Here is a 21,829-nt window from a genome sequence, read left to right as displayed (position 1 = left end):
GGATGGTAATTGTCAATCATCCCCCTTGAGCTATGTTTCTCCTCCTTGCGGCTATGAAGGCCGCCCAGCTTGAGGAGCAGGTCATGCGCGCAGTTGCGGTCGCAGTCGCGATGTTCTTTTCGGCCGTTCTCGCGGCCGCAAGCGCCCAGTCGGCCGAGCGCTGGGCGGAGTTGCCCGCCTTCCCTCCCATGTCGCCGGCGAAGACGAGCGGCATGGCGCCAGTAAACGACATCAAGATGTATTACGCCGAGTACGGTGCGGGCGACCCGATCTTGTTCATCCATGGGGGCCTCGGCAGTGCCGATGTCTGGGGCCGTCAGGTCGAGGATTTGCCAAAGACCATCTTGTGATAGTCGCCGACAGCCGCGGGCACGGACGCTCGACGCGCAGCGGGCAGCCTTTCGGCTATGATCTCATGACCTCCGATTATGTCGCACTGCTCGATTATCTGAAGCTCGACAAGGTCACGCTTGTCGGCTGGTCGGATGGAGGCATCATCGGCATCGACATGGCGATGAAGCATCCCGAGAAGTTGACGCGTCTCATCGCGCAGGCTGCCAATGTGACGACGGAGGGCGTAAAGCCGGACGTGATGACGAACAAAACGTTCAGCGACTAAATCAAGTCCGCGGGCGAGGCCTACAAGAAGCTCTCGCCGACACCGAACGAATATGACGCATTCGTCAACCAGATTTCGGCGATGTGGATGAGTGAGCCCGCCTGGACTGCTGCCGACCTCGGCAAGATTACCGTGCCCGTCACCCTGGCAATCGGCGATCACGACGAAGCGATCAAGCTCGATCACACCGAAAGGATGGCGAAGGAGATCCCCGGTGCAAAGCTCGTCATTCTGAAGGATGCCAGCCATTTTGCAATGCTGCAGGATCCCGAAGGGTACGATGCGATGATCCGTGACGCGATGGCGGGCAAGTGATAAATCCGCCATCTGGTGCAGGCCCCTTTCCATCGAGGCTCATTTGGGTTATAGGCAGCGCCAGCATCAGGCAGGACCTGAGTGCATTCGCGGCCGAAGCTGGACGACATCCCGGCTTTTGGCGACCTAATCTCCTCTCATAGAAAGGAACATCCGATGTCGATTACAGCTGAGCGCAAGACGGCTCTCATTAAGGAATACGCAACGTTCGAAGGCGACACCGGTTCTCCGGAAGTTCAGGTTGCGATCCTGACCGAGCGTATCAACAACCTGACGGAACACTTCAAGGGTCACAAGAAGGATAACCATTCCCGCCGTGGCCTGCTGACGATGGTTTCGAGCCGCCGCTCGCTTCTTGACTATCTCAAGAAGAAGAACGAAGGCCGCTACACCAAGCTGATCACCAGCCTGGGTATCCGCCGCTAATGATTTCCGGCGGGCGTTCCTTATGGACGCCCGCCGGATGCTTTTGAGTGGCCGATGGCCCCATGAAATTCTGCCGCCGCGCCCTATCTTCGCGTGGAGGAAATACGGTGGACCCGGATGGGCCGGTTCTGCCAAACCAACCGTTGACCTGTCATGGGGCAGGATTGCCGGATGCTTTCGGCCAAAGTCTTTCAAGGAGGGCTTTGGTCCGGTTTCTCAGGAAGCTGGGGATGAAAAGCCTCCCGTTGTCTTGCCCATGATACGTCACACCAATTGCGGTCGACTGTGCGCTGCGCTTTCCGCGACGGCGCGCGCTCCCGCATCGAAGGACAAGACATATGTTCGATACCCATACCGTGGAAATCGAGTGGGCTGGCCGCCCGCTGAAGCTCGAAACTGGCAAGATCGCCCGTCAGGCTGATGGTGCCGTTCTCGCGACTTACGGCGAAACCGTGGTTCTCGCCACCGTCGTTTCCGCCAAGGCGCCGAAGCCAGGCCAGGACTTCTTTCCGCTCACCGTCAACTACCAGGAAAAGACCTACGCGGCCGGCAAGATCCCCGGCGGCTATTTCAAGCGCGAAGGCCGTCCGAGCGAAAACGAAACCCTCGTTTCCCGCCTGATCGACCGCCCAATCCGTCCGCTCTTCCCGGAAGGCTACAAGAACGACACGCAGGTCGTCGTGACTGTCGTCCAGCATGACCTGGAGAACAACCCGGACATCCTATCGATGATCGCAACCTCGGCCGCCCTGACGCTCTCCGGCGTTCCCTTTATGGGTCCGGTCGGCGGCGCGCGCGTCGGATATATCAATGGTGAATACGTCCTGAACCCGCATCTCGACGAGATGGACGAATCGAGCCTCGACCTCGTCGTCGCCGGCACGCATGACGCGGTTCTGATGGTCGAATCTGAAGCCAAAGAGCTTCCGGAAGACGTCATGCTCGGCGCCGTCATGTTCGGCCACAAGGGCTTCCAGCCGGTTCTCGAAGCGATCATCAAGCTCGCTGAAGTTGCCGCCAAGGAGCCTCGCGATTTTGCACCGGAAGACTATTCGACTCTCGAAAACGAAATGCTTGGCCTTGCAGAAGCCGAACTTCGCGAAGCCTACAAGATCACCCAGAAGGCTGATCGCTACGCCGCTGTCGATGCAGTCAAGGCGAAGGTAAAGGAGCACTTCCTGCCGGAAGAAGGCGAAGCCGAATATACGGCCGAAGAAGTCGGCGCGATTTTCAAGCACCTGCAGGCAAAGATCGTTCGCTGGAACATTCTCGACACCAAGAGCCGCATCGACGGCCGCGATCTCGCGACTGTTCGCCCGATCGTCGCTGAAGTCGGCCTGCTGCCGCGCACGCACGGTTCGGCTCTGTTCACCCGCGGTGAAACGCAGGCGATCGTCGTTGCCACGCTCGGCACCGGCGAAGACGAGCAGTACGTCGATTCCTTGACGGGTATGTACAAGGAAAACTTCATGCTGCACTACAACTTCCCGCCCTACTCGGTCGGTGAAACGGGCCGCATGGGTTCCCCGGGCCGCCGCGAGATCGGCCACGGCAAGCTTGCATGGCGCGCCATCCACCCGATGCTGCCGTCGGTTGAGCAGTTCCCCTATACGCTCCGCGTCGTCTCGGAAATCACCGAGTCCAATGGTTCCTCCTCGATGGCAACCGTCTGCGGTACGTCGCTGGCGCTGATGGATGCAGGCGTTCCGCTCGCAAAGCCGGTCGCCGGGATCGCCATGGGCCTGATCAAGGAGGAAGAGCGCTTCGCCGTTCTTTCCGACATCCTCGGCGATGAAGACCATCTCGGCGACATGGACTTCAAGGTTGCCGGCACGGAAGCAGGCATCACCTCGCTGCAGATGGACATCAAGATCCACGGCATCACCGAAGAGATCATGCAGATCGCTTTGGATCAGGCGAAGGGTGGCCGTCTGCACATCCTCGGCGAGATGGCGAAGGCCATTTCCGAAAGCCGCGGCCAGCTCGGCGAATTCGCTCCGCGCATCGAAGTCATGAACATCCCAGTCGACAAGATCCGCGAAGTCATTGGCTCCGGCGGCAAGGTCATTCGCGAAATCGTCGAAAAGACGGGCGCGAAGATCAACATCGAAGACGACGGCACCGTCAAGATCGCATCGTCTTCCGGCAAGGAAATCGAAGCGGCCCGCAAGTGGATCCATTCGATCGTCGCCGAGCCGGAGATTGGCCAGATCTACGAAGGCACGGTCGTCAAGACCGCTGACTTCGGCGCTTTCGTCAATTTCTTCGGCGCCCGTGATGGTCTCGTCCATATTTCGCAGCTGGCTTCCGAGCGCGTTGCCAAGACGCAGGACGTCGTCAAGGAAGGCCAAAAGGTCTGGGTCAAGCTCCTCGGCTTCGATGAGCGCGGCAAGGTCCGCCTGTCGATGAAGGTCGTCGACCAGACGACTGGCCAGGAACTCCCGGCTGCCGAAAAGAAGAAGGAGGAGGCGGCTGAGTAAGCCGCGCCTTTCCAACCGTTCATGGGCGCGGGATTTTTCTCGCGCCCTTTTTGTATGAAGTCGAGAAGAGATCATGAGCCGCGAAACGCTGAAGACCCTGCTCCATCCCTTTGCGAGCGGTACCATTGATCCGCCGCGCGAGGGTTCGCGCGTGCTGTTCCTGGGTGCCGAAGCAGGCTTTGTGCTGCCGGAGGGCTTTGCCGCGTCCCTCAGCGCCGTACAGGGCTTCCGGCCGCTCTACAGGCAGCTTCTGTCGCAGCGTATCGAAGCATCGCCTGAGATCGAGGGCGAAGATTATGATGTGGCGCTCGTGCTCTGCACGAAGCACAAAGGCGAGAACGAAGCGAATATCGCTGCAGCACTTTCCCGCTTGAGGGCCGGTGGCCTGATCGTCGTTGCCGGTGGCAAGGAAGACGGCATCCAGCCGCTGCGCAAGCATCTGGAAGGCTTCGGCCTCGATATCAAGCACATGCCGAAATATCACGGTGTTGCATTCTGGTTTACGCGGCCGAAGGACGTCAGCGAAGCTGTTTCGAAATTCGCCAAGCCACCGGTGCGCGTCGACGGACGCTTCAATGCTTCAGCCGGCATGTTCTCGCATGACCGCATCGATGACGGCTCGGAGTTGCTCGCCTCGCGCCTTCCGACAAATTTCACCGGCGACGCGGCCGATTTCGGCGCAGGCTGGGGCTATCTCTCAGTCGAGCTTGCGGAGAAATCGCCGAACCTCGAGCGCCTCGACCTCTACGAGGCCAACCACGCGGCTTTGGAGGCCGCCAAGGCCAATCTGGCAGAGAACTGCCCGAACGCACCGGCACGCTTCTTCTGGCACGATCTGGCGGCCGAACCGGTCAAGGACAAGTACGATCTGATCGTCATGAACCCGCCCTTTCATGAAGGACACGCGGCGGAGCCTTCGCTCGGCCAAGCAATGATAAAGACGGCTGCATCGGCGCTACGCGGTGGCGGCCGTCTCATGCTCGTCGCCAATCGCGGTTTGCCCTACGAGCCGGTGCTTGCTGCAAATTTCAAGGAAAGCGGCGAAACCTGCCGAAACGCACGCTTCAAAGTGCTGTGGGCGAAGAAATAAGAAAGACGGCCAGTCCGCATCCCACAACCTGAATTTCCTCCGGGGACTGGAGAAGAACAGGACCGCCCGCTGATTGACGCCTGGCCGCGCGATGAGCACCGCTATACAGCCTGGTATATCTTCAACGAAGCCCATGTGAAGGGGCGCTACCCGAAGCACTTCGACCGAAGAAACGCTTGGCTGGCTCCTTGAGCGGACCGAACCCTTTGCACCAGATTGTCGCGGCGATTTGTAAGCAGCGCCTTTCGGAATTGGAGAGGGAAAGCGGTGACAACTGACGGCTTTCCGAACTCTGTCCAGTAACAGAGCAGATACCCGCTGCGGCCGTTTCGCTGATAGAAAACCGGTGTCCTGCCGCCTGGAGCAACAGGCGTCGCCGGCGACCAATCTGCCTCGCTTACTCTACATCTGCCTTGCGCAGCGTATCCAGCGTCGGCATCGAGGTTATGTTGTAGCCGGCGTCCACAAAATGGATTTCGCCGGTCACGCCTGCGGACAGGTCGGAGAGCAGGTAGAGGGCGGAATTGCCGACCTGATCGATGCTGACCGACTTGCGGAGGGGAGCATTCCGCTGGTTCCAGGAGAGGATTGCACGGGCATCCGAAATGCCGGCGCCGGCCAGCGTACGGATCGGGCCTGCGGAGATGGCGTTAACGCGGATGCCGCGCGGACCGTAGTCGGCGGCGAGATAGCGCACGGAGGCCTCCAGAGCAGCCTTTGCGACCCCCATGACGTTGTAGTTCGGGATGACGCGTGTGGAACCGTTATAAGTCAGCGTCAGCATCGAACCGCCCTCGGCCATCAGAGGTGCGCAGCGCCTGGCGATCTCCGTAAAGGAAAAGCAGGAGATGACCATCGTTCGGGTGAAGTTTTCGCGCGTCGTATCCGCGTAGAGACCCTTCAGCTCGTTCTTGTCGGAAAAGCCGATGGCATGGACGATGAAATCCAGTTTGCCCCAACGCTCCTCGACTGCACCGACAACGCCGTCGACTGAGGCAATGTCTTCGACGTCGCAGGGTACGACGAAATCCGAGCCGACTTCCGCTGCGAGCGGTTTCACCCGCTTGCCAAGCGCCTCTCCCTGATAGGTAAAGGCAAGCTCGGCACCTTGGGCTGCAAGCGCCCTTGATATACCCCAGGCGATAGAATGGTTGTTGGCGACGCCCATGATGAGCCCGCGCTTACCCTGCATGATTGCGGTCATGTTCTTATCCGTTGTAGCGCTGGAAAACGAGCGTCGCGTTGGTGCCGCCGAAGCCAAAGGAGTTGGAGAGGGCGATGTCGATCTTGGCGTTGTCGATGCGCTTGCGGACGATAGGCACTCCATCGAATTCAGGATCGAGTTCCTTGATGTGGGCGCTTTCGCCGATGAAGCCTTCCTGCATCATCAGGATCGAATAGATCGACTCCTGGACGCCGGCTGCACCCAGCGAGTGACCCGTCAGCGACTTGGTCGACTGGATGTGAGGCATCTTGTCGCCGAAGACCTCCCGGATCGCGCCGATTTCCTTGCTGTCGCCCACCGGCGTAGAGGTGCCGTGCGTATTGATGTAATCGATATCACCCTTCACCGTCGAGAGTGCCTGACGCATGCAGCGCACGGCGCCTTCGCCGGAAGGAGCGACCATGTCGTAACCGTCGGAGGTCGCGCCGTAGCCGACGATCTCGGCGTAGATCTTCGCACCGCGTGCCTTGGCACGCTCCAACTCTTCAAGAACGAGAACGCCGGCACCGCCAGCGATGACGAAGCCGTCACGGTTGACGTCGTAGGCGCGCGAAGCCATTTCCGGTGTGTCGTTGTACTTGGAAGACATCGCGCCCATGGCGTCGAAGAGATTGGACATGGTCCAGTCGAGGTCTTCGTGACCGCCGGCGAACATCACGTCCTGCTTGCCCCACTGGATCATTTCTGCGGCATTGCCGATGCAGTGCGCAGAAGTCGAGCAGGCCGACGAGATCGAGTAGTTGACGCCGTGAATCTTGAACCAGGTTGCAAGTGTCGCCGATGCCGTGGACGACATTGCCTTCGGCACGGCAAACGGGCCGATGCGCTTCGGGCTGTTGTTTTTGATGGTGATCTCGGCAGCTTCGATCAGCGTGCGGGTGGACGGACCGCCGGAGCCCATGATGATGCCGGTGCGTTCGTTGCCGCTGACCACGGATTCTTCGAGACCGGAATCGGCAATCGCCTGCTTCATGGCCACATGGTTCCAGGCGCCGCCTTGCGATAGGAAGCGCATTGCGCGGCGATCGACCAGATCGGTCGGATCGAGGCTGGGACGACCCCAGACCTGGCACTTGAAGCCATGCTCGGCAAAATCGTTGGAGAAGGAAATGCCGGACTTGGCATCGCGCAGCGAGGCCGTGACCTCAGCGGCATCTTTGCCGATCGAGGAAACAACGCCCAGACCCGTGACAACTACCCGTCTCATGTGTTTCGACCTTTTCGTTTTTTCTATCTTGGAATACCGGGCCGTTTCGCCCGGTAGAGTCAGGCGGCCTTTTCCTGGAAAAGGCCGACGCGCAGATCGGTAGCCTTGTAGATGACCTCACCGTCGGCCTTCATCCAGCCATCGGCGATGCCGAGAACGAGACGGCCGCGCATGACGCGCTTGAAGTCGATGCCGTATTCGACAAGCTTCGTCTTCGGCGTCACCATGCCGGTGAACTTCACCTCGCCGGTAGAGATTGCACGGCCCTTGCCAGGCTCGCCCAGCCAGCCAAGGAAGAAGCCGGTCAGCTGCCACATGGCGTCAAGGCCGAGGCAGCCCGGCATCACGGGATCGCCCATGAAGTGACAGGGGAAGAACCAGAGGTCCGGCGTGATGTCGAATTCGGCGCGAATGAAACCCTTGCCATGCGGTCCACCGTCTTCGGAAATCTGCGTAATGCGATTGAACATCAGCATCGGCGGCAGCGGCAGCTGCGCATTACCCGGGCCGAACATTTCGCCGCGGCCGCAGGTCAGGATTTCCTCATAGGTGAAGCTGGATTGTTTCGTTGTCATCAAAATTCTGTTTCCCCCGCACGTGCCAATGGAGTGAGTGTTTAGTCCAAGTTCCAAGGAAAATGAAGCATAACCATGGCTAGTTCTACCCCGCCCTTGAACTGACTTGTCGCCTTATTTGGTGGTCGCATACAGGAAGGCCAAGGCCCCGGCCAGACCCAATTGCGTCAAAAGCCCGATTTTCCGGCGTTTCGAGGGCCATTGTCCCCATTGGAACTATTGAAAGGCTTCCGCGCAAAAGATATATGGCTTAGGAAACCTGATTGATTGACGCTAGAATAACCGGAGTTCTTCCCTTATGGCGGCTGCAGCCCCGATCGCAATCGAAGCCAGACTGCGCAGCGCAGGCCTGCGACCGACGCGTCAACGCGTTGCGCTCGGCGATCTGCTTTTTGCGAAAGGCGACCGGCATCTGACTGTCGAGGAACTGCACGAGGAAGCAGTTACCGCCGGCGTCCCGGTTTCTCTGGCGACCGTCTACAACACGCTGCACCAGTTTACCGAAGCCGGCATGATCCGTGTTCTCGCCGTCGAGAGCGCCAAGACCTATTTTGACACCAACGTCTCCGATCATCATCACTTCTTTGTCGAAGGCGATAATGAAGTGCTGGATATTCCGGTCAGCAACTTGACGATCGGCAATCTACCGGAGCCGCCGCAGGGCATGGAAATCGCCCATGTCGACGTTGTAATCCGCCTGCGCCCGAAGCGCTGAATTTCACATGACATCGTCAGGGTGGCGACCGGGCTTATGCCTGTAGGTCGGGAACGTCCATCCGAACCACAATGCGCCGCCGCGTACGGCGAAGGCTGCGACAACGCCAAGGGCGGATGCGCCATAAAGCGGCAGGCCGAGTTCAGTTGCACCAGTAAAGATGCCCGCACCGAAGAGTGCCGCAGTGATGTAGATTTCGGGTCTCAGGAGCACGGAAGGCTCGTTAGCCATCAGATCGCGCAACACGCCCCCGAAGGTTGCCGTCAGTGTCCCCGTCACGATCGCGATCGTCGGCGAGCCTGTCGCGGCAAGTCCCTTGGCCGCACCCATGACGCAATAGGCGGCGAGGCCCACCGCATCGAGCCAGATCAGCAGCCGGTAACGCGACTCCACGAGATGGGCGGTGAAGAAAACCACGATGCCTACCAGACAGCAGATGACGATATAGGCTGGGTTCAGCACCCAGAATACCGGCACGCGGCCAAGCACGATATCGCGCACCGTGCCGCCGCCGGTGCCTGTTACCATCGCGAAGAAAAGGAAGCCGATGAGGTCGAGCTGCTTGCGCGAGGCGGCGAGTGCACCCGTCGCGGCAAAGAGTGCGATGCCAGCATAATCGAGATAGACGAGCAGAGACATTGATTGGCCCCCAGAGCCGGCAGACGATACTGAACTGAATCACGGCGGCAAGGGCGGCGCAAGGCGGATCGTCCAGAATGGGCGCCTGTCAGTGTCCATCCGACAAAAGAGGAAAGCCGTGAAAGCGCTTCTCATCGTCCTGAACTTCATAGCCCTCCTTGTGGCTCAGTCGGCCTCTGCGCAGCAATCGCTGATCTCGGACCCGGAAATCTACGAGAAGAAGCATTTCACCGAGCAATGCACGAAGGCCGAATTTTCCGACGCTTACATCACGCGCCAGGACATCAACAATGACGGCCTTATCGACGCCGTGGTCAATGAGGGCGAATTGACCTGCGACGGAAAGAAGGGGCCGCAGTGCAACGACGATGGCTGCACCTATAATTTCTACCTGCAGGTGGCCGAGGGCGGCTATTTCATGATCGCGACGGCGCAGATTTACGGCTACGATTTCATCAAGCGCTTTGGCAATATGGTGCTGGCCATGAAGATGCATCCGCGCTTCTGCGATCGCACCGATGGCGGTCCCTGCATCGTAACGGCGCGTGTTCGCGGCACGAAGTTTGTCACCATTTCAAAGAAATAATGCTTCAGGCTGGATAGAGCTCGGACGTTCGACCAGCAAAGTAATAGCCGACGAGACCGAACCATTCGCGCACGGCGGTCGCCATGTTCAGGGCATTGAGGCTCGGCTGCGTGAAGTCGATGCCCAGCGCTACATGACCATCCGTCCGGAAATCCGTCGGCCACGGCACGACATCGATGCCCTGCTTGCGGAAAATGCCGACCGAACGCGGCATGTGATAGCCGGATGTGATCATCAGGCAGTTCGAAAGTCCCTGGCTTGCAAGCAGTTCCTTGGTATTAATCGCATTTTCGAAGGTCGTGCGGGATGTTCTGTCTTCGACAAGCCGTTCACGCGCAATCCCGAAAAGCGGAAAGAAGCGCGCCGAGGCGGCCGCATCGCCTTCATATTTTCCAGACATCGAGCCATCCCCGCCGGAAATCAGAATACGCGATTGCGGATATCGCTGCGCCAGCCGTAGCGCTTCGATAAAACGGTCCGCGCCTGCATTGAACTCGATTCCGTGGCTGGTCGTATTCACTTCATTTTCAAACGCGCCGCCGAGAACGATCATGCATTGCAAATTATCCGGATCACGGTCCGGCTTTGGAAACCGCAATTCCAGATCCTGGAGGAGGTAATTGCCTGTTGTGGTGAAAAGGATGACGAAGAGCAGCAGTGTGCCGAGCGCCGAGAAAAATACGGCGAGGCTCCTGAAGCGGAGAACGACGGCAAGGAATGCGAAGAGAATTAGGAAGAACACCAGCGATAGCGGCTGGCCGAAGACCCAGACTAACTTCGAGAACAGAAACAATGATACCCCCATGTCAAAACCAGCGGCATCTTATCCGATTCGATTGTGACGGGAATGACGGACGCGTGGCACGATCAAAAGCTTGTATTGGGATGGGGCTTTCGGCATAGGAACACCGTTGCTTCAAGCAAAGCTCCGTAAGCGTTTACGTCAATCAACGCGCAATCCGCCACCTGGGCATTCGCATTGGTTCGGCCGATATCTTACGGAGAAATTCAATGCCCTATGGCAAACTCTCCACACGCAATAACACGATTGCCGTGCCGTTTATCTTGTCGATGCTGATGACAGGCGTCGTCTCCGCCATCAGTATCGTCGCCATGCAGGGCGTTGGCCCGCTTGCTTTTGCCATGTGGCCATCCGCATGGGTGCTGTCTTGGGTCGCCGCTTTTCCGGTGCTGTTGCGGGTCACGCCGGCTGTCCGGCGCATCGCTTCATTCATCGTTGAATCATAACGAAAAAAATACCGGCAGAGCACATGGCCTGCCTGCACTGTGTATCGCCGCCGCGCAGATCAGGCTCAATCGGATCATCCCCGGATTTGTCTTGCCACCCGTTTGTGTTCCGTCTTTTGAGCCGCTAGTTTGAGGCCGACTCATCTCCTGGAAGCCATCGCGGACATGTCTGCACTTGAGAATTTCGCCGAAAATCTGCGGCGCCTCTGCCTTGCCAAGGCAGGCAGCATCAGCGCTGCGGCGCGCGGTATGCAAATCGGCCGCTCGCAGATTGAATCCTATCTTCAGGCACGGCGCGCACCGGGCCGGGCCTCTGTAAAGAGGATCTGTGAATATCTCGGTGTGACCGAGGAAGAGATGTACCAGCGGCCGGTTGCGGTCGATTTGGACCACGGCCGTCCATCGGCGCAACGCATCTTGTCTGCGGCGAGGGATGCCCTGGAACCGCTCCTCTTTGCCGATCCTTCCGCCGGTATCGCACCCGGCATTTATCATGCTTACATGACGATCCCTGGTACGCCGGAGAGCCTACTTTGTGCCGTTGTTGTTATTGCCAAGCAGGGAAGCGCCACGACTTTCCGGCGTCTTACCAATCGAGCGATCAAGAAGGGCGAATATTGGTCCCGCTTCACCGGCGATCACAAAGGCATCGTCGTCGAGCGGCTCAATTGCCTTTCCTTCGTCGCAGCCAATCAGATTGGTACACAAGAGCCGACGCTGATGCGCCTTCGGTGGCTGCCATTCTCCGAGAAGCTGCTTGGAGGGCACGCCATGATTTTTACGCCCGCTGGACCGTCCTTCAGCGCCGTTGTGATGGTGCCGCTGAGCACGAAGATAAACCTCAGAACGGCGCTGCGCCTCGCGAAAGTCTACCGAACGGCCGATGAGGCCGTTCCGCGGATCGTACGGGACATGATTACCCAGCAGCGTGCCGATTTCATCTCTTCGGTCACACGCGATCTCGGTTAGTTGAGCGACAGCCCGGCTTCATGGGTCGCGGGCGCGTGATCGACGTTGACGCGGTGCGCCTCGATCAGCGCCATAGACAAGAGGTAGGTCAGCATCGGCTGCCGGGCGCTGCGGCTTTGCGCGATCAGCGTGTTCAGCATGTCGATCGTATAGTCGCCGACCCCATCATCCAAATTCAGCGTTTGTTCGGCTTGTGCAGTCTTTTTATGGGCCATCGTGCTTTCTCCGGCGTCTTGTCGAGTTCATTCGCGCATTATGATTGGCATAATTCACGTTTTTCGGCTAGATATTTCTGTATAAACACAAAAATAACGATTTTAATTCAGAAATTCCCGGATTTTGACTTAAATTGAAGCAATACGCCACTGTGATGTATCAAACTAATATTTGCGAATTAATCGAATATTTTCAGTTGGCGCCTCATTGTTCGGGCTGCGATCAACACCGATTGCTTTCGAACCGAGGAGATGGAGCATGCAGAAGAAGAGCAAGCCGAACCTTAAGGTTACCGCAGCCAAGGCTAAGCCGACTTTTGTCAGCCGCGGCATGATGTTCCGCATCGATTAAGCGATGAGATGCCTGCCGGGCGAATGAGTTGCGGCGGGCATTTTTCTGCGATGCGCTATCGTTCCTCCCGCACGCTCGTCTTCCATAGTGATGGTGCCGAGTTCGTAGCCTGTAATTTCCTCACCAAGGCTGTCTTCGAGTGCAGTCCGGACCTTCTGGATTTTTTGCGCGCTATTGCCGAGTGGAGTGATCGCGCCGCGATCCGCGATCAAGCGCCCGGCCATAGTGAGGACGAACTCGATGAAACGCTTGTGGCGCTTGTCGAGATGTCCGCACTTGTCGTCGAAGGATCCGAACTTGAGATGCGGGAGGAGGCCTTCCGTCAGCATTGGAAGTGGGGCGTGCCCGCCGCCCTGATGCATTTTTGCGTTCAGGACCCCGATTACATGTCCCTTAATGAGGCCGAAGATCTGCAGCGCGCTGCGCTCGCAAGCGATGGCGAGATCGAGCTCTACAGCCTCAATTCGGAGCAAGGCGATATCATTTCGCTATCCGCCGAACCCTCCGGAAATTCCTTGCTGGAGCTGATGGCGAGGCGGCGGACTCAACGCAAGGGCCTTACGAAAGCCGTGTCATTGCACGCGCTCTCCGAAGCGCTTTTCGCAGGCCTCGGGATTACAGGCACTGCACGAAATTCGGTGGTGACGCTGCCGCTGTCGATGACACCGTCGGGCGGCGCACGCAACCCTTATGAAGCCTATGTTTTTGTGAAGGCGGTCGACGGGCTGGCGCCAGGAATCTATCACTATTCGGCCTTCGAGCATTCGCTGGCAAAGATATCGGACGCTTCGCCCTCTTTCGGCGATCTGGTGGGCGGCCAGGAGTGGGCGGATACCATGCCCTGCATGATCGTACTCGTTGCCCATATGGACCGCAGCATGTGGAAATATAGCGATGCCAACGCCTACCGCGTGGTTTTGATCGAGGCCGGGCACATTGGGCAAAACATCATGCTTTCGGCCACGGCGCACGGCATGACGGCTTGCCCAACCGCGGCTCTAAGCCATACGCGGATAGGCGAATTGGTTGGTCTGCGCAATCCTGCTCATGCGCCGATCTACGCACTGACGCTTGGTTTCCCTGACGTAGCGTAAAGCCCAAAAAAAGTCGGTTGAATTTTGCAACTATCGGGTTGAGTTCTGCTCAAGAACCGGCATAGTATCGTTAGCAATTCGTTAATATATGAGGGAATGCTAGGTGCCTGATCCCGTAGATATCCTCGTCGGTCGCAATGTCAGACAGCTCCGCGCCCGCCGCCGTGTCTCGCAACTGGAGCTGGGGGAAGCTCTTGGTTTGACGTTCCAGCAAATTCAGAAATACGAAAAAGGCACCAACCGGGTCTCCGCCAGCAAGTTGCACCAGATCGCGGTCTTTCTTGGCGTTGAGATCTCCGCACTCTTTGAAGGCGCGGAAACGTCGCAATTCCCGTCAAAAGTTGCGCTAAGCCCCGAGGCTTATGAACTGGCTGTCAATTATGACAGGCTTCACTCGCCCGCGGGCAAGGAAGCGGTCAAAACCATTCTGACGCTGATGAGCGCGGAAAAGGCTGCCTGACGCTCCGATTCCGGCGATAGCAAAAGAGTATCCCGGTACCTTATGCCCGCCGCAGGCGGGTTTCTTTTTGTTTCGGGATTCTAATGAAGTTCGCGCTCGTGCAGCGCGACAAGCAAGTCGTCCTGCGTGTGATGCCCGGCGTGATAAAGGTCGATCGCGATGCTGGCGATCGAAAGGCCCTGCTGGCTGCGGAGCTTGATGTTGCGCTCGGCACACCAAGTATAAAGCGCGCCGGCAAGGACGTCGACGTCATCCGGCTGAAAGGACAAGGAGGCTGCTGCCGTCATGGAAGTGACCTTCAATTGGTTTGTTCCCCAGAATTATGCGGGTAGTAGTGATGGCATTTCAGCAGGTTGCAAGCGGCATCCGCAGCCTGCGTTAACGCAGGACGTATTGCCGGCTTTCTCTGTTTCAAATTGGAACAGAAATGGCCGGCTCTACGGAGCGGTTCTGGACTCGTGTGGTTTTGAGACATGCCGCCATGTGCCGGGTGGCGGTTTACTGTCTATCGGCCGCTCCAAAATTAGGCTCCAAAGCGGCGCGCGTGCTTCGATCACGGCCAGCTTGGGGATCATCCGATCAAAAATCACGCTCAGTCGCGACGGTGAGAGCACTGACATTTTGCACTATAGCCTATCAGAAGTCCGAGGAACTCGATGACGCTATTGCCGTTACATATCAGCAGAGATCGCAATGGGAGTTTCCAAGTGACGATCAGGACTGTTTTTGTAACAATCTTCATATTGATAGCCAGCGTCGCGAGTGGTGCCGATACAGTGGTGGGAACCTGGAAGACGGAAAACGGCGAGACGTCGGTGATCGACCATTGCGGAGCGAATTATTGCATTGTGGCAAAGAGCGGGCGATATGCGGGACAGCAGATCGGTTTCTTTTCAGGCAGGGCGGATACATATACCGGCCGGCTCACAGATCCCCGGACCAAAACAACCTATAGCGGCAGGCTCACCGTATCGGGAAACAGCCTCAAACTCCGGGGCTGCGCGACGAGCGTATTGTGCAAGACCCAGATTTGGACCCGCCTGAACTGAGATAGCGCTATCATCAGACCGTTTTGTTTTCCGAGCATCATTGTGGCGCTGGGCGGAACGATTGTTTCCAAGGGCCCGTATCGCTTCTTGCGCTATCCGAACTATGTTGTCGTGATGGGCGAGATCGCGGCACTCCCACTCGGTTTTGCCACTTTATGCACTTCTGTTTTCCATCGCCAATGCAATCATTGTGACTATTCGCGTCAAGGCCGAGAATGCCGCACTTGCAGGATTGTCCCATGCCGAACCGGCTTGATTCTGATCTTTCCGATCGCCGCCAGAGCGTCATTTGGATCGGTTTCTTCGCCATGTGCATCGGCATGTTTATGGCGATCTTGGATGTGCAAGTTGTGGCGACGTCGTTGCCAACGATCCAGGCTGCTCTCGACATCGATCCCGAGCAGATGAGCTGGATTCAGACCGTCTATCTGATTGCCGAGGTAGTCGCCATCCCGTTAACCGGGTTCCTGACGCGTTTTCTCACCATGCGATGGCTGTTCGTGACGTCGCTGGTCCTGTTCGTGATCGCGTCGGCGGGGTGTGCGATCAGCAGCGGCTTCCGTGAACTCGTCGCCTGGCGGGTTCTGCAGGGCTTTTCAGGCGGAACGCTGATACCCTCTGTCTTCTCGGCGGTGTTCATTCTGTTTCCAAACGAGCGCCAAGCCCTTGCCACGACCATTGCCGGCGTTCTTGCCGTCCTCGCTCCGACTGTCGGGCCGATTGTCGGTGGCTGGCTGACAGAGACCTACTCCTGGCATTGGCTTTTCTTGATCAATATCATTCCTGGAATTCTTGCCGCTCTTGTTGCAATGCGATCGCTCCCTCAAGAGCGCGTCGACGTCTGGGAACTTCGCGGGCTTGACGGGGTAGGATTGGTCACGATGGCCGTCGCTCTGATTACGCTGGAGCTTGGATTGAAGGAAGCGCCCACGAGCGGCTGGATGTCAGCATATGACAGTGGCCTGTTCGCCGTCTCAGCCCTATCAGCATTGGCATTCATATGGCGATCGCTCCACCGGGCCCGGCCGTTGGTAGAGCTTCATAATTTCCAAGATCGAAACTTTATGGTGGGCTCGACGCTAAGCTTCATCCTCGGCTTCGGTCTATTCGGTTCTGTCTATCTGATGCCTGTGTTTCTGGCCTTTGTCAGAGGACATAACGCATTCGAAATCGGTATGACAATGCTCGTAACCGGCATCGCGCAATTATGTACAGCGCCAATTGCTGTTGCGCTCGAAAAGCGAATGGACCCCCGCCTGCTGTCCGCGGTCGGCTTCGCGCTCTTTGCAATCGGCATCGGTATGAGTGCTTCGCAAAACCCTCGCTCAGATTATGACGCAATGTTCTGGTCACAGATCATAAGAGGCGTCTCCATCATGTTTTGCCTTCTGCCGCCGACCCGTCTGGCGCTCGGCACGCTGCCGCCCGAGCGTGTTCCAGATGCAAGTGGTCTGTTCAATTTGATGCGAAACCTTGGCGGCGCAATTGGGATCGCGCTCATCGATACCATACTATATACCCGCTCGGAGCCGCTTGGACAAAAGCTCTGGGATCGCTTGCAGGCAGGGAATTTGGAGGCTGCCGAATTCATCGGCGCGCCGGCCCAGATCGTTGCCGGCCACACTGGCGCTTTTGATGCGGACACGACAGCAATATTGAACCCCCTTGTTCAGACCGCGGCAACCGTCCAAGCGCTCAACGAAGCGTGGATGATGGTCGCAATCATCACGGCATGCGCTGTCATATGCCTCCCTTTTGCAAAGCCTGTTTTGCCGACGCAGTCGTGACCGAGGTCCCGCGTGATGCGCGCACATCAGAGCCCATGGAGCCGGCGGTGAGCACGAGGCCAGCAATGAGCTTCTACTTCGTGCTGCATCCACAAGGTTTTCGATCGCAGATACGCACCCGCCGATCCTGATTTGCGCTTTGTCGTAAGCGGGCGCCTGAAGGAGTTCTTCCAGAACGGGAAGCACTATCATGACCTGAGGGTCAGTCGCTGCGTCTGCCTAACCAACCGAGACTGCACCCAGCATGGATGCCCAGAACTGGCATCGGGAGGAGCGTTTCCTCGACTAACGTGAGCGAACATGTCTGGGCGACCCCTTGCAGGGCATGAAAAAAGCAACGGTGTTAGGCGTCAAGGGACGCTGCGCGGTATTCTCGCATCCTTGCGTTCAAGGTGATGATCATCTTTCGCATGACGGCGACAAGAGCGAGCTTGGCGGGTTTGCCCCTGTTTCGGAGATTTGTATAAAAGGCCTTCATGGCGGGATCGAAGCGAATGGCTGGCAGAGCGGCGATGTACAGCGCGTCTCGAACTGGTTGCCTTCCTCCCGCGATCATGCGCTTGCCTCGCATCAGGCCACTGTCTCGGTTGAGTGGCGCGACGCCAACCAGCTTGGCGATCTGCCCCTTCTCCATCAGCCCCAGTTCGGGCAGACCTGCGAGAAGAAAGCATGCCGTGCGCAGGCCGATGCCCTTCAGCGACATCAGCACGTCGGCTTTGGCTGACAATTCTGGGTCCGATGCAAGACAGGCCGTCATGGCGTCCACCACGGCCTGCCGTTGGCTGAGCAAGAACTGCAGCGTCTGCTCGATCCAATCCCTCGTCCGGTCGTTCAGCTTTTCCCGGCGGTTCTTCTCCTGGACGATCATGTGCGACAATTGCTTGTAGCGTGACACCAGATCGGTCAGCTCGGCTTGCTCGACGCTGGGCTGGCAAAGCAGGCGTGTTTCCATGCGCCGTCCATAGTCGGCCAGAACGAAGGCGTCGATCTTGTCGGTCTTGGAAAGCTGACCGCCGGCGCGAGCGAACTGCCTGATTTGCTTGGCGTTGACACGCGCGACAGGCAGGCCCGCTGCCTGCAGCGCTTTCACGACACGACGCTCATAGCCACCGGTCGGCTCCAGAACCAGGCGCTTGATATCGTCGAAAGCCGCAAGGAAGGCGATCATTTCGGCAGTGCCCGCAGCCGTGTTGGCAAAGGTCGCATACTGCTCATCGGGCAGAAGGCAGATGTCAAAAGATGATTTCGATATGTCGATGCCGACAAAACGGTTAGTATAAGTCATGAGGCTGGTCTCCCTTATACGCGAGCGCAAAGCTCTCTCAACGGTTCGACGAAGCCTCGAAATGCGCAAAGGGTTCTGCTTTTTTGCGAACGAAAGTTCAGGCCGGGAGGCCCAACCGCTTTGCGCAACGCCATTGGGATGTTGCAACCACCCCAATGACAAACGAGGCCGGAACATCATTACGATGTTCCGGCCTCAAATGTATAAGCCGGGATGAAACCCGGCTTTCAACCTGCGCTGTGTTTGCGTGCCAGTCCTTATCCCTCGAAGAATTCCTTCATGCGCGCAAAAAAGCCTGTCGATTCCGGGTTGTTCTCCTTCGAGGAAAGCTGCTCGAACTCCTGGAGCAGTTCGCGCTGCCGCTTCGAGAGCTTTTGTGGCGTCTCGATCTGGATCTGGATGTAGAGATCGCCCGTCTGGCTGGAACGCAGCACCGGCATGCCCTTGCCCTTGAGGCGGAACTGCTTGCCGGCCTGTGTGCCTTCCGGAACGGTGACGCGCGACTTCGTGCCGTCGAGCGTCGCCACATCGAAAGTGCCGCCGAGCGCTGCCGTCGTCATCGAGATCGGAACGGCGCAATAGAGGTCGGCTCCATCGCGCTGATAGAATTCGTGCGGCTTCACCGACAGGAAGATATAGAGATCGCCCGCCGGTCCGCCGCGCGCGCCGGCCTCGCCTTCGCCCTGCAAGCGGATGCGCGTGCCATCTTCGATACCAGCCGGAATATTGACCGAGAGCGAACGCTCTTCTGTTACGCGGCCCTGGCCATGGCACTTGGGGCATGGATCGGGAATGATCTGGCCGCGGCCATGACAGGTCGGGCAGGTTCGTTCGATCGAGAAAAAGCCCTGCGCCGCGCGAACGCGGCCGGAGCCCTGACAGGTGCCGCAGGTTTTCGGTTGCGTGCCGGGCTTGGCGCCGGAACCCGAGCACATATCGCAAGTGATCGAGGTTGGAACACGAATCTGCGCCGTCTTGCCGGAGAAGGCCTCTTCCAGCGAAATTTCCATATTGTAGCGAAGGTCGGCACCACGCTCGCGTCCGCCGGATGAGCGCTGCCGTCCCCGGCCACCACCCATCATCTCGCCGAATATGTCTTCGAAGATGTCGGAGAAGCCGCCGCCACCGGCGAAGCCCGCACCGCCGCCGAAGCCGCCAGCACCCATGCCGCCATGCTCGAAGGCTGCGTGACCATAACGGTCGTAGGCCGCACGCTTCTGCGGGTCCTTCAGCGTTTCATAGGCTTCGTTGATTTCCTTGAATTTGATTTCGGCGCTCTTATCGTCCGGGTTCTTGTCCGGATGATATTTCATTGCCAGTTTGCGGAAGGCGCTTTTCAGCTCTTTTTCATCCGCCGTTTTGGCGACGCCCAGAGTTTCGTAAAAGTCCGCTTTTGCCAATTTAAACCCCGGAAATGGATTTCCGGCTGCCCTCGGGCAGCCGGATTGCAGTGTTTAGCATAACCGCTTCGCCGCGGATTATGCGGACTTCTTGCGGTCGTCGTCCTTGACTTCTTCGTAGTCGGCATCAACGACATTGTCATCACCTGCCGAAGCATCTGCCGTACCGGCTTCCGCCTGCTGGGCTTCGTAGATCGCCTGACCGAGCTTCATGGACACTTCCATGAGGGTCTGCGTCTTCGCCTTGATATCCTCGGCGTCCGGGTCGGTCGCCTCGGCTGCAGACTTCAGAGCCGCAATCGCATCGGAGATCGCGGTGCGGTCGGCCTCGGAAACCTTGTCACCGTAATCCTTCAGCGATTTTTCCGTCGAGTGAACCAGGCTTTCGGCTTGGTTCTTGGCCTCCACGGTTTCGCGGCGCTTCTTGTCTTCCGAGGCATGCGATTCTGCATCCTTGACCATCTTTTCGATGTCGGCGTCCGAAAGGCCGCCGGAAGCCTGGATGCGGATCTGCTGTTCCTTGCCGGTACCCTTGTCCTTGGCCGAAACCTGCACGATGCCGTTCGCGTCGATATCGAAGGTAACTTCAATCTGCGGAACGCCGCGCGGCGCCGGCGGCAGGCCGACGAGGTCGAACTGGCCGAGCAGCTTGTTGTCGGCAGCCATTTCGCGCTCGCCCTGCGAAACACGGATGGTGACGGCCTGCTGGTTGTCATCGGCAGTCGAGAAAGTCTGCGACTTCTTGGTCGGGATCGTCGTGTTGCGCTCGATCAGACGGGTGAAGACGCCACCGAGGGTTTCGATGCCCAGAGACAGCGGGGTCACGTCGAGCAGCAGGACGTCCTTGACGTCGCCCTGCAGAACGCCGGCCTGGATGGCAGCGCCGAGCGCAACGACTTCATCCGGATTGACGCCCTTGTGCGGCTCCTTGCCGAACAGCTGCTTGACGACTTCCTGAACCTTCGGCATGCGGCTCATACCACCGACGAGAACGACTTCATCGATCTCAGCCGGGGTGACGCCGGCATCCTTGAGGGCTGCCTTGCAGGGCGCGATCGTGCGCTGCACGAGGTCGTCGACCAGGCTTTCGAGCTTGGCGCGCGTCAGCTTCAGCGTAAGGTGCTTCGGGCCGGAAGCGTCAGCCGTGATGAAGGGCAGGTTGATTTCGGTCTGCTGCGAGGACGAGAGCTCGATCTTGGCCTTTTCGGCAGCTTCCTTCAGGCGCTGCAGTGCGAGCTTGTCGTTCTTGAGGTCGATGCCGTTGTCCTTCTTGAACTCTGCAACGAGGTATTCGACGAGACGCATGTCGAAGTCTTCACCGCCGAGGAAGGTGTCGCCGTTGGTGGATTTCACTTCGAAGACGCCGTCACCGATTTCGAGGATCGAAATATCGAAGGTACCGCCGCCAAGGTCGTAGACGGCAATCGTCTTGCCTTCCTTTTTGTCAAGCCCGTAAGCGAGGGCCGCTGCGGTCGGCTCGTTGATGATACGCAGAACCTCAAGACCCGCGATCTTGCCAGCATCCTTGGTTGCCTGGCGCTGCGCGTCGTTAAAGTATGCCGGAACCGTGATGACGGCCTTCTCGACTTTTTCACCGAGGTAGGATTCAGCCGTTTCCTTCATCTTCTGAAGGATCATCGCGGAGACCTGCGCGGGCGAATAGGCCTTGCCATTGGCTTCGACCCAAGCATCGCCATTGTCACCCTTCGAAATACTGAAAGGGACAAGACCCTTGTCCTTCTCGACGGTCGGATCTTCGTAGCGGCGGCCGATCAGGCGCTTGACGGCAAAGAGCGTATTCGTCGGATTGGTGACGGCCTGGCGTTTTGCCGGCTGGCCGACAAGGCGTTCGCCGTCGTCGGTAAATGCTACCATGGAAGGAGTCGTGCGCGCGCCTTCCGCGTTCTCAATGACCTTCGCGTCCTTGCCGTCCATGACAGCGACGCAGGAATTTGTCGTTCCGAGGTCGATACCAATTACTTTTGCCATGTCATTTACTCCTTGAAGCAAGCTGTCGGAACCCCGAGAAGGCATTTCCCTGACAGCCCCTTACGGGATGTGGGTCTTCGGAATTAACGCAATCGTGATTGCGG

21 protein-coding genes and 3 pseudogenes are annotated in these 21,829 nt (G+C 58.2%); 14 read left to right on the top strand and 10 right to left on the bottom strand.

Features of this window, described 5'->3' with window-relative positions:
• The first annotated feature begins 83 nt into the window (after window positions 1–83).
• From ACZ9DP_RS34990 to ACZ9DP_RS34970, 5 genes and pseudogenes are all read left to right on the top strand, one after another.
• A pseudogene (locus tag ACZ9DP_RS34990) lies at window positions 84–934 on the top strand (alpha/beta fold hydrolase).
• Between the two features lie 156 nt (window positions 935–1,090).
• On the top strand, window positions 1,091–1,360 hold the full coding sequence (gene rpsO, locus ACZ9DP_RS34985; RefSeq protein WP_026283114.1) for a 30S ribosomal protein S15: 270 nt from the start codon (window positions 1,091–1,093) through the stop codon (window positions 1,358–1,360).
• A gap of 338 nt (window positions 1,361–1,698) precedes the next feature.
• Window positions 1,699–3,840 carry a polyribonucleotide nucleotidyltransferase gene (gene pnp, locus ACZ9DP_RS34980; RefSeq protein ID WP_074066216.1) on the top strand — a complete coding sequence of 714 codons (2,142 nt, stop codon included), beginning with the start codon at window positions 1,699–1,701 and terminating at the stop codon, window positions 3,838–3,840.
• Window positions 3,841–3,913: 73 nt separating this feature from the next.
• Window positions 3,914–4,930, top strand: coding sequence for a class I SAM-dependent methyltransferase (locus ACZ9DP_RS34975; protein ID WP_476205118.1), 1,017 nt, complete (start codon window positions 3,914–3,916; stop codon window positions 4,928–4,930).
• Window positions 4,931–4,949: 19 nt separating this feature from the next.
• A pseudogene (locus ACZ9DP_RS34970) lies at window positions 4,950–5,208 on the top strand (nucleotidyltransferase); the annotation flags it as partial.
• 119 nt (window positions 5,209–5,327) lie between these two features.
• Here ACZ9DP_RS34970 and fabI read toward each other — a convergent pair.
• From fabI to fabA, 3 genes are read right to left on the bottom strand one after another with little or no spacing between them, the layout of a single operon-like run.
• A complete protein-coding gene (gene fabI, locus ACZ9DP_RS34965; protein WP_476205116.1) occupies window positions 5,328–6,134 on the bottom strand; it encodes an enoyl-ACP reductase FabI in 807 nt (268 codons plus the stop codon).
• 4 nt (window positions 6,135–6,138) lie between these two features.
• A complete protein-coding gene (gene fabB / locus ACZ9DP_RS34960; RefSeq protein WP_476205115.1) occupies window positions 6,139–7,362 on the bottom strand; it encodes a beta-ketoacyl-ACP synthase I in 1,224 nt (407 codons plus the stop codon).
• Window positions 7,363–7,421: 59 nt separating this feature from the next.
• Window positions 7,422–7,937: a 3-hydroxyacyl-[acyl-carrier-protein] dehydratase FabA gene (fabA, locus tag ACZ9DP_RS34955; protein WP_027510463.1), complete on the bottom strand. Its 516-nt coding sequence runs from the start codon at window positions 7,935–7,937 to the stop codon at window positions 7,422–7,424.
• Between the two features lie 298 nt (window positions 7,938–8,235).
• On the opposite strand from fabA, the gene irrA reads away from it, so the two are divergent.
• Window positions 8,236–8,652 (top strand): iron response transcriptional regulator IrrA, encoded by a 417-nt coding sequence (gene irrA, locus ACZ9DP_RS34950; RefSeq protein ID WP_074066221.1) that lies wholly within the window; start codon window positions 8,236–8,238, stop codon window positions 8,650–8,652.
• A gap of 3 nt (window positions 8,653–8,655) precedes the next feature.
• Here irrA and ACZ9DP_RS34945 read toward each other — a convergent pair whose 3' ends face one another.
• Window positions 8,656–9,291 (bottom strand): trimeric intracellular cation channel family protein, encoded by a 636-nt coding sequence (locus tag ACZ9DP_RS34945; protein ID WP_022713243.1) that lies wholly within the window; start codon window positions 9,289–9,291, stop codon window positions 8,656–8,658.
• Window positions 9,292–9,409: 118 nt separating this feature from the next.
• Here ACZ9DP_RS34945 and ACZ9DP_RS34940 point away from each other — a divergent pair, with 118 nt between their 5' ends.
• A complete protein-coding gene (locus ACZ9DP_RS34940; RefSeq protein ID WP_194728614.1) occupies window positions 9,410–9,877 on the top strand; it encodes a hypothetical protein in 468 nt (155 codons plus the stop codon).
• Window positions 9,878–9,881: 4 nt separating this feature from the next.
• On the opposite strand, the gene ACZ9DP_RS34935 is transcribed toward ACZ9DP_RS34940, so the two are convergent.
• Window positions 9,882–10,670, bottom strand: a complete 789-nt coding sequence (locus tag ACZ9DP_RS34935; RefSeq protein ID WP_194728615.1) for a YdcF family protein — start codon at window positions 10,668–10,670, stop codon at window positions 9,882–9,884.
• Between the two features lie 218 nt (window positions 10,671–10,888).
• On the opposite strand from ACZ9DP_RS34935, the gene ACZ9DP_RS34930 reads away from it, so the two are divergent.
• Both ACZ9DP_RS34930 and ACZ9DP_RS34925 read left to right on the top strand, forming a co-directional pair.
• Window positions 10,889–11,125, top strand: coding sequence for a DUF2798 domain-containing protein (locus ACZ9DP_RS34930; protein ID WP_476205113.1), 237 nt, complete (start codon window positions 10,889–10,891; stop codon window positions 11,123–11,125).
• A gap of 165 nt (window positions 11,126–11,290) precedes the next feature.
• The gene (locus ACZ9DP_RS34925; protein ID WP_074066225.1) at window positions 11,291–12,094 is read left to right on the top strand and encodes a helix-turn-helix domain-containing protein; all 804 of its coding nucleotides are present in this window, start codon (window positions 11,291–11,293) and stop codon (window positions 12,092–12,094) included.
• On the opposite strand, the gene ACZ9DP_RS34920 is transcribed toward ACZ9DP_RS34925, so the two are convergent.
• Window positions 12,091–12,309 carry a hypothetical protein gene (locus ACZ9DP_RS34920; protein WP_074066226.1) on the bottom strand — a complete coding sequence of 73 codons (219 nt, stop codon included), beginning with the start codon at window positions 12,307–12,309 and terminating at the stop codon, window positions 12,091–12,093. The two genes, ACZ9DP_RS34925 and ACZ9DP_RS34920, sit on opposite strands and share 4 nt — an antisense overlap.
• 402 nt (window positions 12,310–12,711) lie before the next feature.
• On the opposite strand from ACZ9DP_RS34920, the gene ACZ9DP_RS34915 reads away from it, so the two are divergent.
• Both ACZ9DP_RS34915 and ACZ9DP_RS34910 read left to right on the top strand, forming a co-directional pair.
• Complete coding sequence (locus tag ACZ9DP_RS34915; protein WP_476205112.1) at window positions 12,712–13,755, top strand: SagB/ThcOx family dehydrogenase; 1,044 nt, start codon at window positions 12,712–12,714, stop codon at window positions 13,753–13,755.
• Window positions 13,756–13,858: 103 nt separating this feature from the next.
• A complete protein-coding gene (locus ACZ9DP_RS34910; RefSeq protein WP_022713250.1) occupies window positions 13,859–14,215 on the top strand; it encodes a helix-turn-helix domain-containing protein in 357 nt (118 codons plus the stop codon).
• Between the two features lie 80 nt (window positions 14,216–14,295).
• Here ACZ9DP_RS34910 and ACZ9DP_RS34905 read toward each other — a convergent pair whose 3' ends face one another.
• Window positions 14,296–14,502, bottom strand: a complete 207-nt coding sequence (locus ACZ9DP_RS34905) for a hypothetical protein (protein WP_039843519.1) — start codon at window positions 14,500–14,502, stop codon at window positions 14,296–14,298.
• 369 nt (window positions 14,503–14,871) lie between these two features.
• Here ACZ9DP_RS34905 and ACZ9DP_RS34900 point away from each other — a divergent pair, with 369 nt between their 5' ends.
• The 3 genes and pseudogenes from ACZ9DP_RS34900 (at window position 14,872) to ACZ9DP_RS34890 (ending at window position 17,051) form a co-directional block, all read left to right on the top strand.
• Window positions 14,872–15,264, top strand: a complete 393-nt coding sequence (locus ACZ9DP_RS34900) for a DUF2147 domain-containing protein (RefSeq protein ID WP_194728619.1) — start codon at window positions 14,872–14,874, stop codon at window positions 15,262–15,264.
• A gap of 36 nt (window positions 15,265–15,300) precedes the next feature.
• Window positions 15,301–15,520: pseudogene (locus tag ACZ9DP_RS34895) on the top strand (isoprenylcysteine carboxylmethyltransferase family protein); the annotation flags it as partial.
• Window positions 15,504–17,051, top strand: a complete 1,548-nt coding sequence (locus ACZ9DP_RS34890; protein ID WP_476205110.1) for a DHA2 family efflux MFS transporter permease subunit — start codon at window positions 15,504–15,506, stop codon at window positions 17,049–17,051. The pseudogene ACZ9DP_RS34895 and the gene ACZ9DP_RS34890, both read left to right, overlap by 17 nt.
• Window positions 17,052–17,394: 343 nt before the next feature.
• Here the strand turns inward: ACZ9DP_RS34890 and ACZ9DP_RS34885 are convergent, their stop codons facing one another.
• From ACZ9DP_RS34885 to dnaK, 3 genes are all read right to left on the bottom strand, one after another.
• Complete coding sequence (locus ACZ9DP_RS34885; RefSeq protein ID WP_476205109.1) at window positions 17,395–18,336, bottom strand: IS110 family RNA-guided transposase; 942 nt, start codon at window positions 18,334–18,336, stop codon at window positions 17,395–17,397.
• A 257-nt stretch (window positions 18,337–18,593) separates the two neighbouring features.
• Complete coding sequence (dnaJ, locus tag ACZ9DP_RS34880) at window positions 18,594–19,736, bottom strand: molecular chaperone DnaJ (protein ID WP_194728621.1); 1,143 nt, start codon at window positions 19,734–19,736, stop codon at window positions 18,594–18,596.
• A gap of 78 nt (window positions 19,737–19,814) precedes the next feature.
• Entirely contained in the window at window positions 19,815–21,725 is a 1,911-nt protein-coding gene (dnaK, locus tag ACZ9DP_RS34875; protein ID WP_476205108.1) for a molecular chaperone DnaK, read from the bottom strand.
• Window positions 21,726–21,829 lie beyond the last annotated feature (104 nt).

Source organism: Rhizobium sp. USDA 4016 (genome assembly GCF_056279705.1).
Note: the sequence above shows the minus strand (reverse complement) of the source record. Positions and strands in the feature narration are given on the sequence as shown.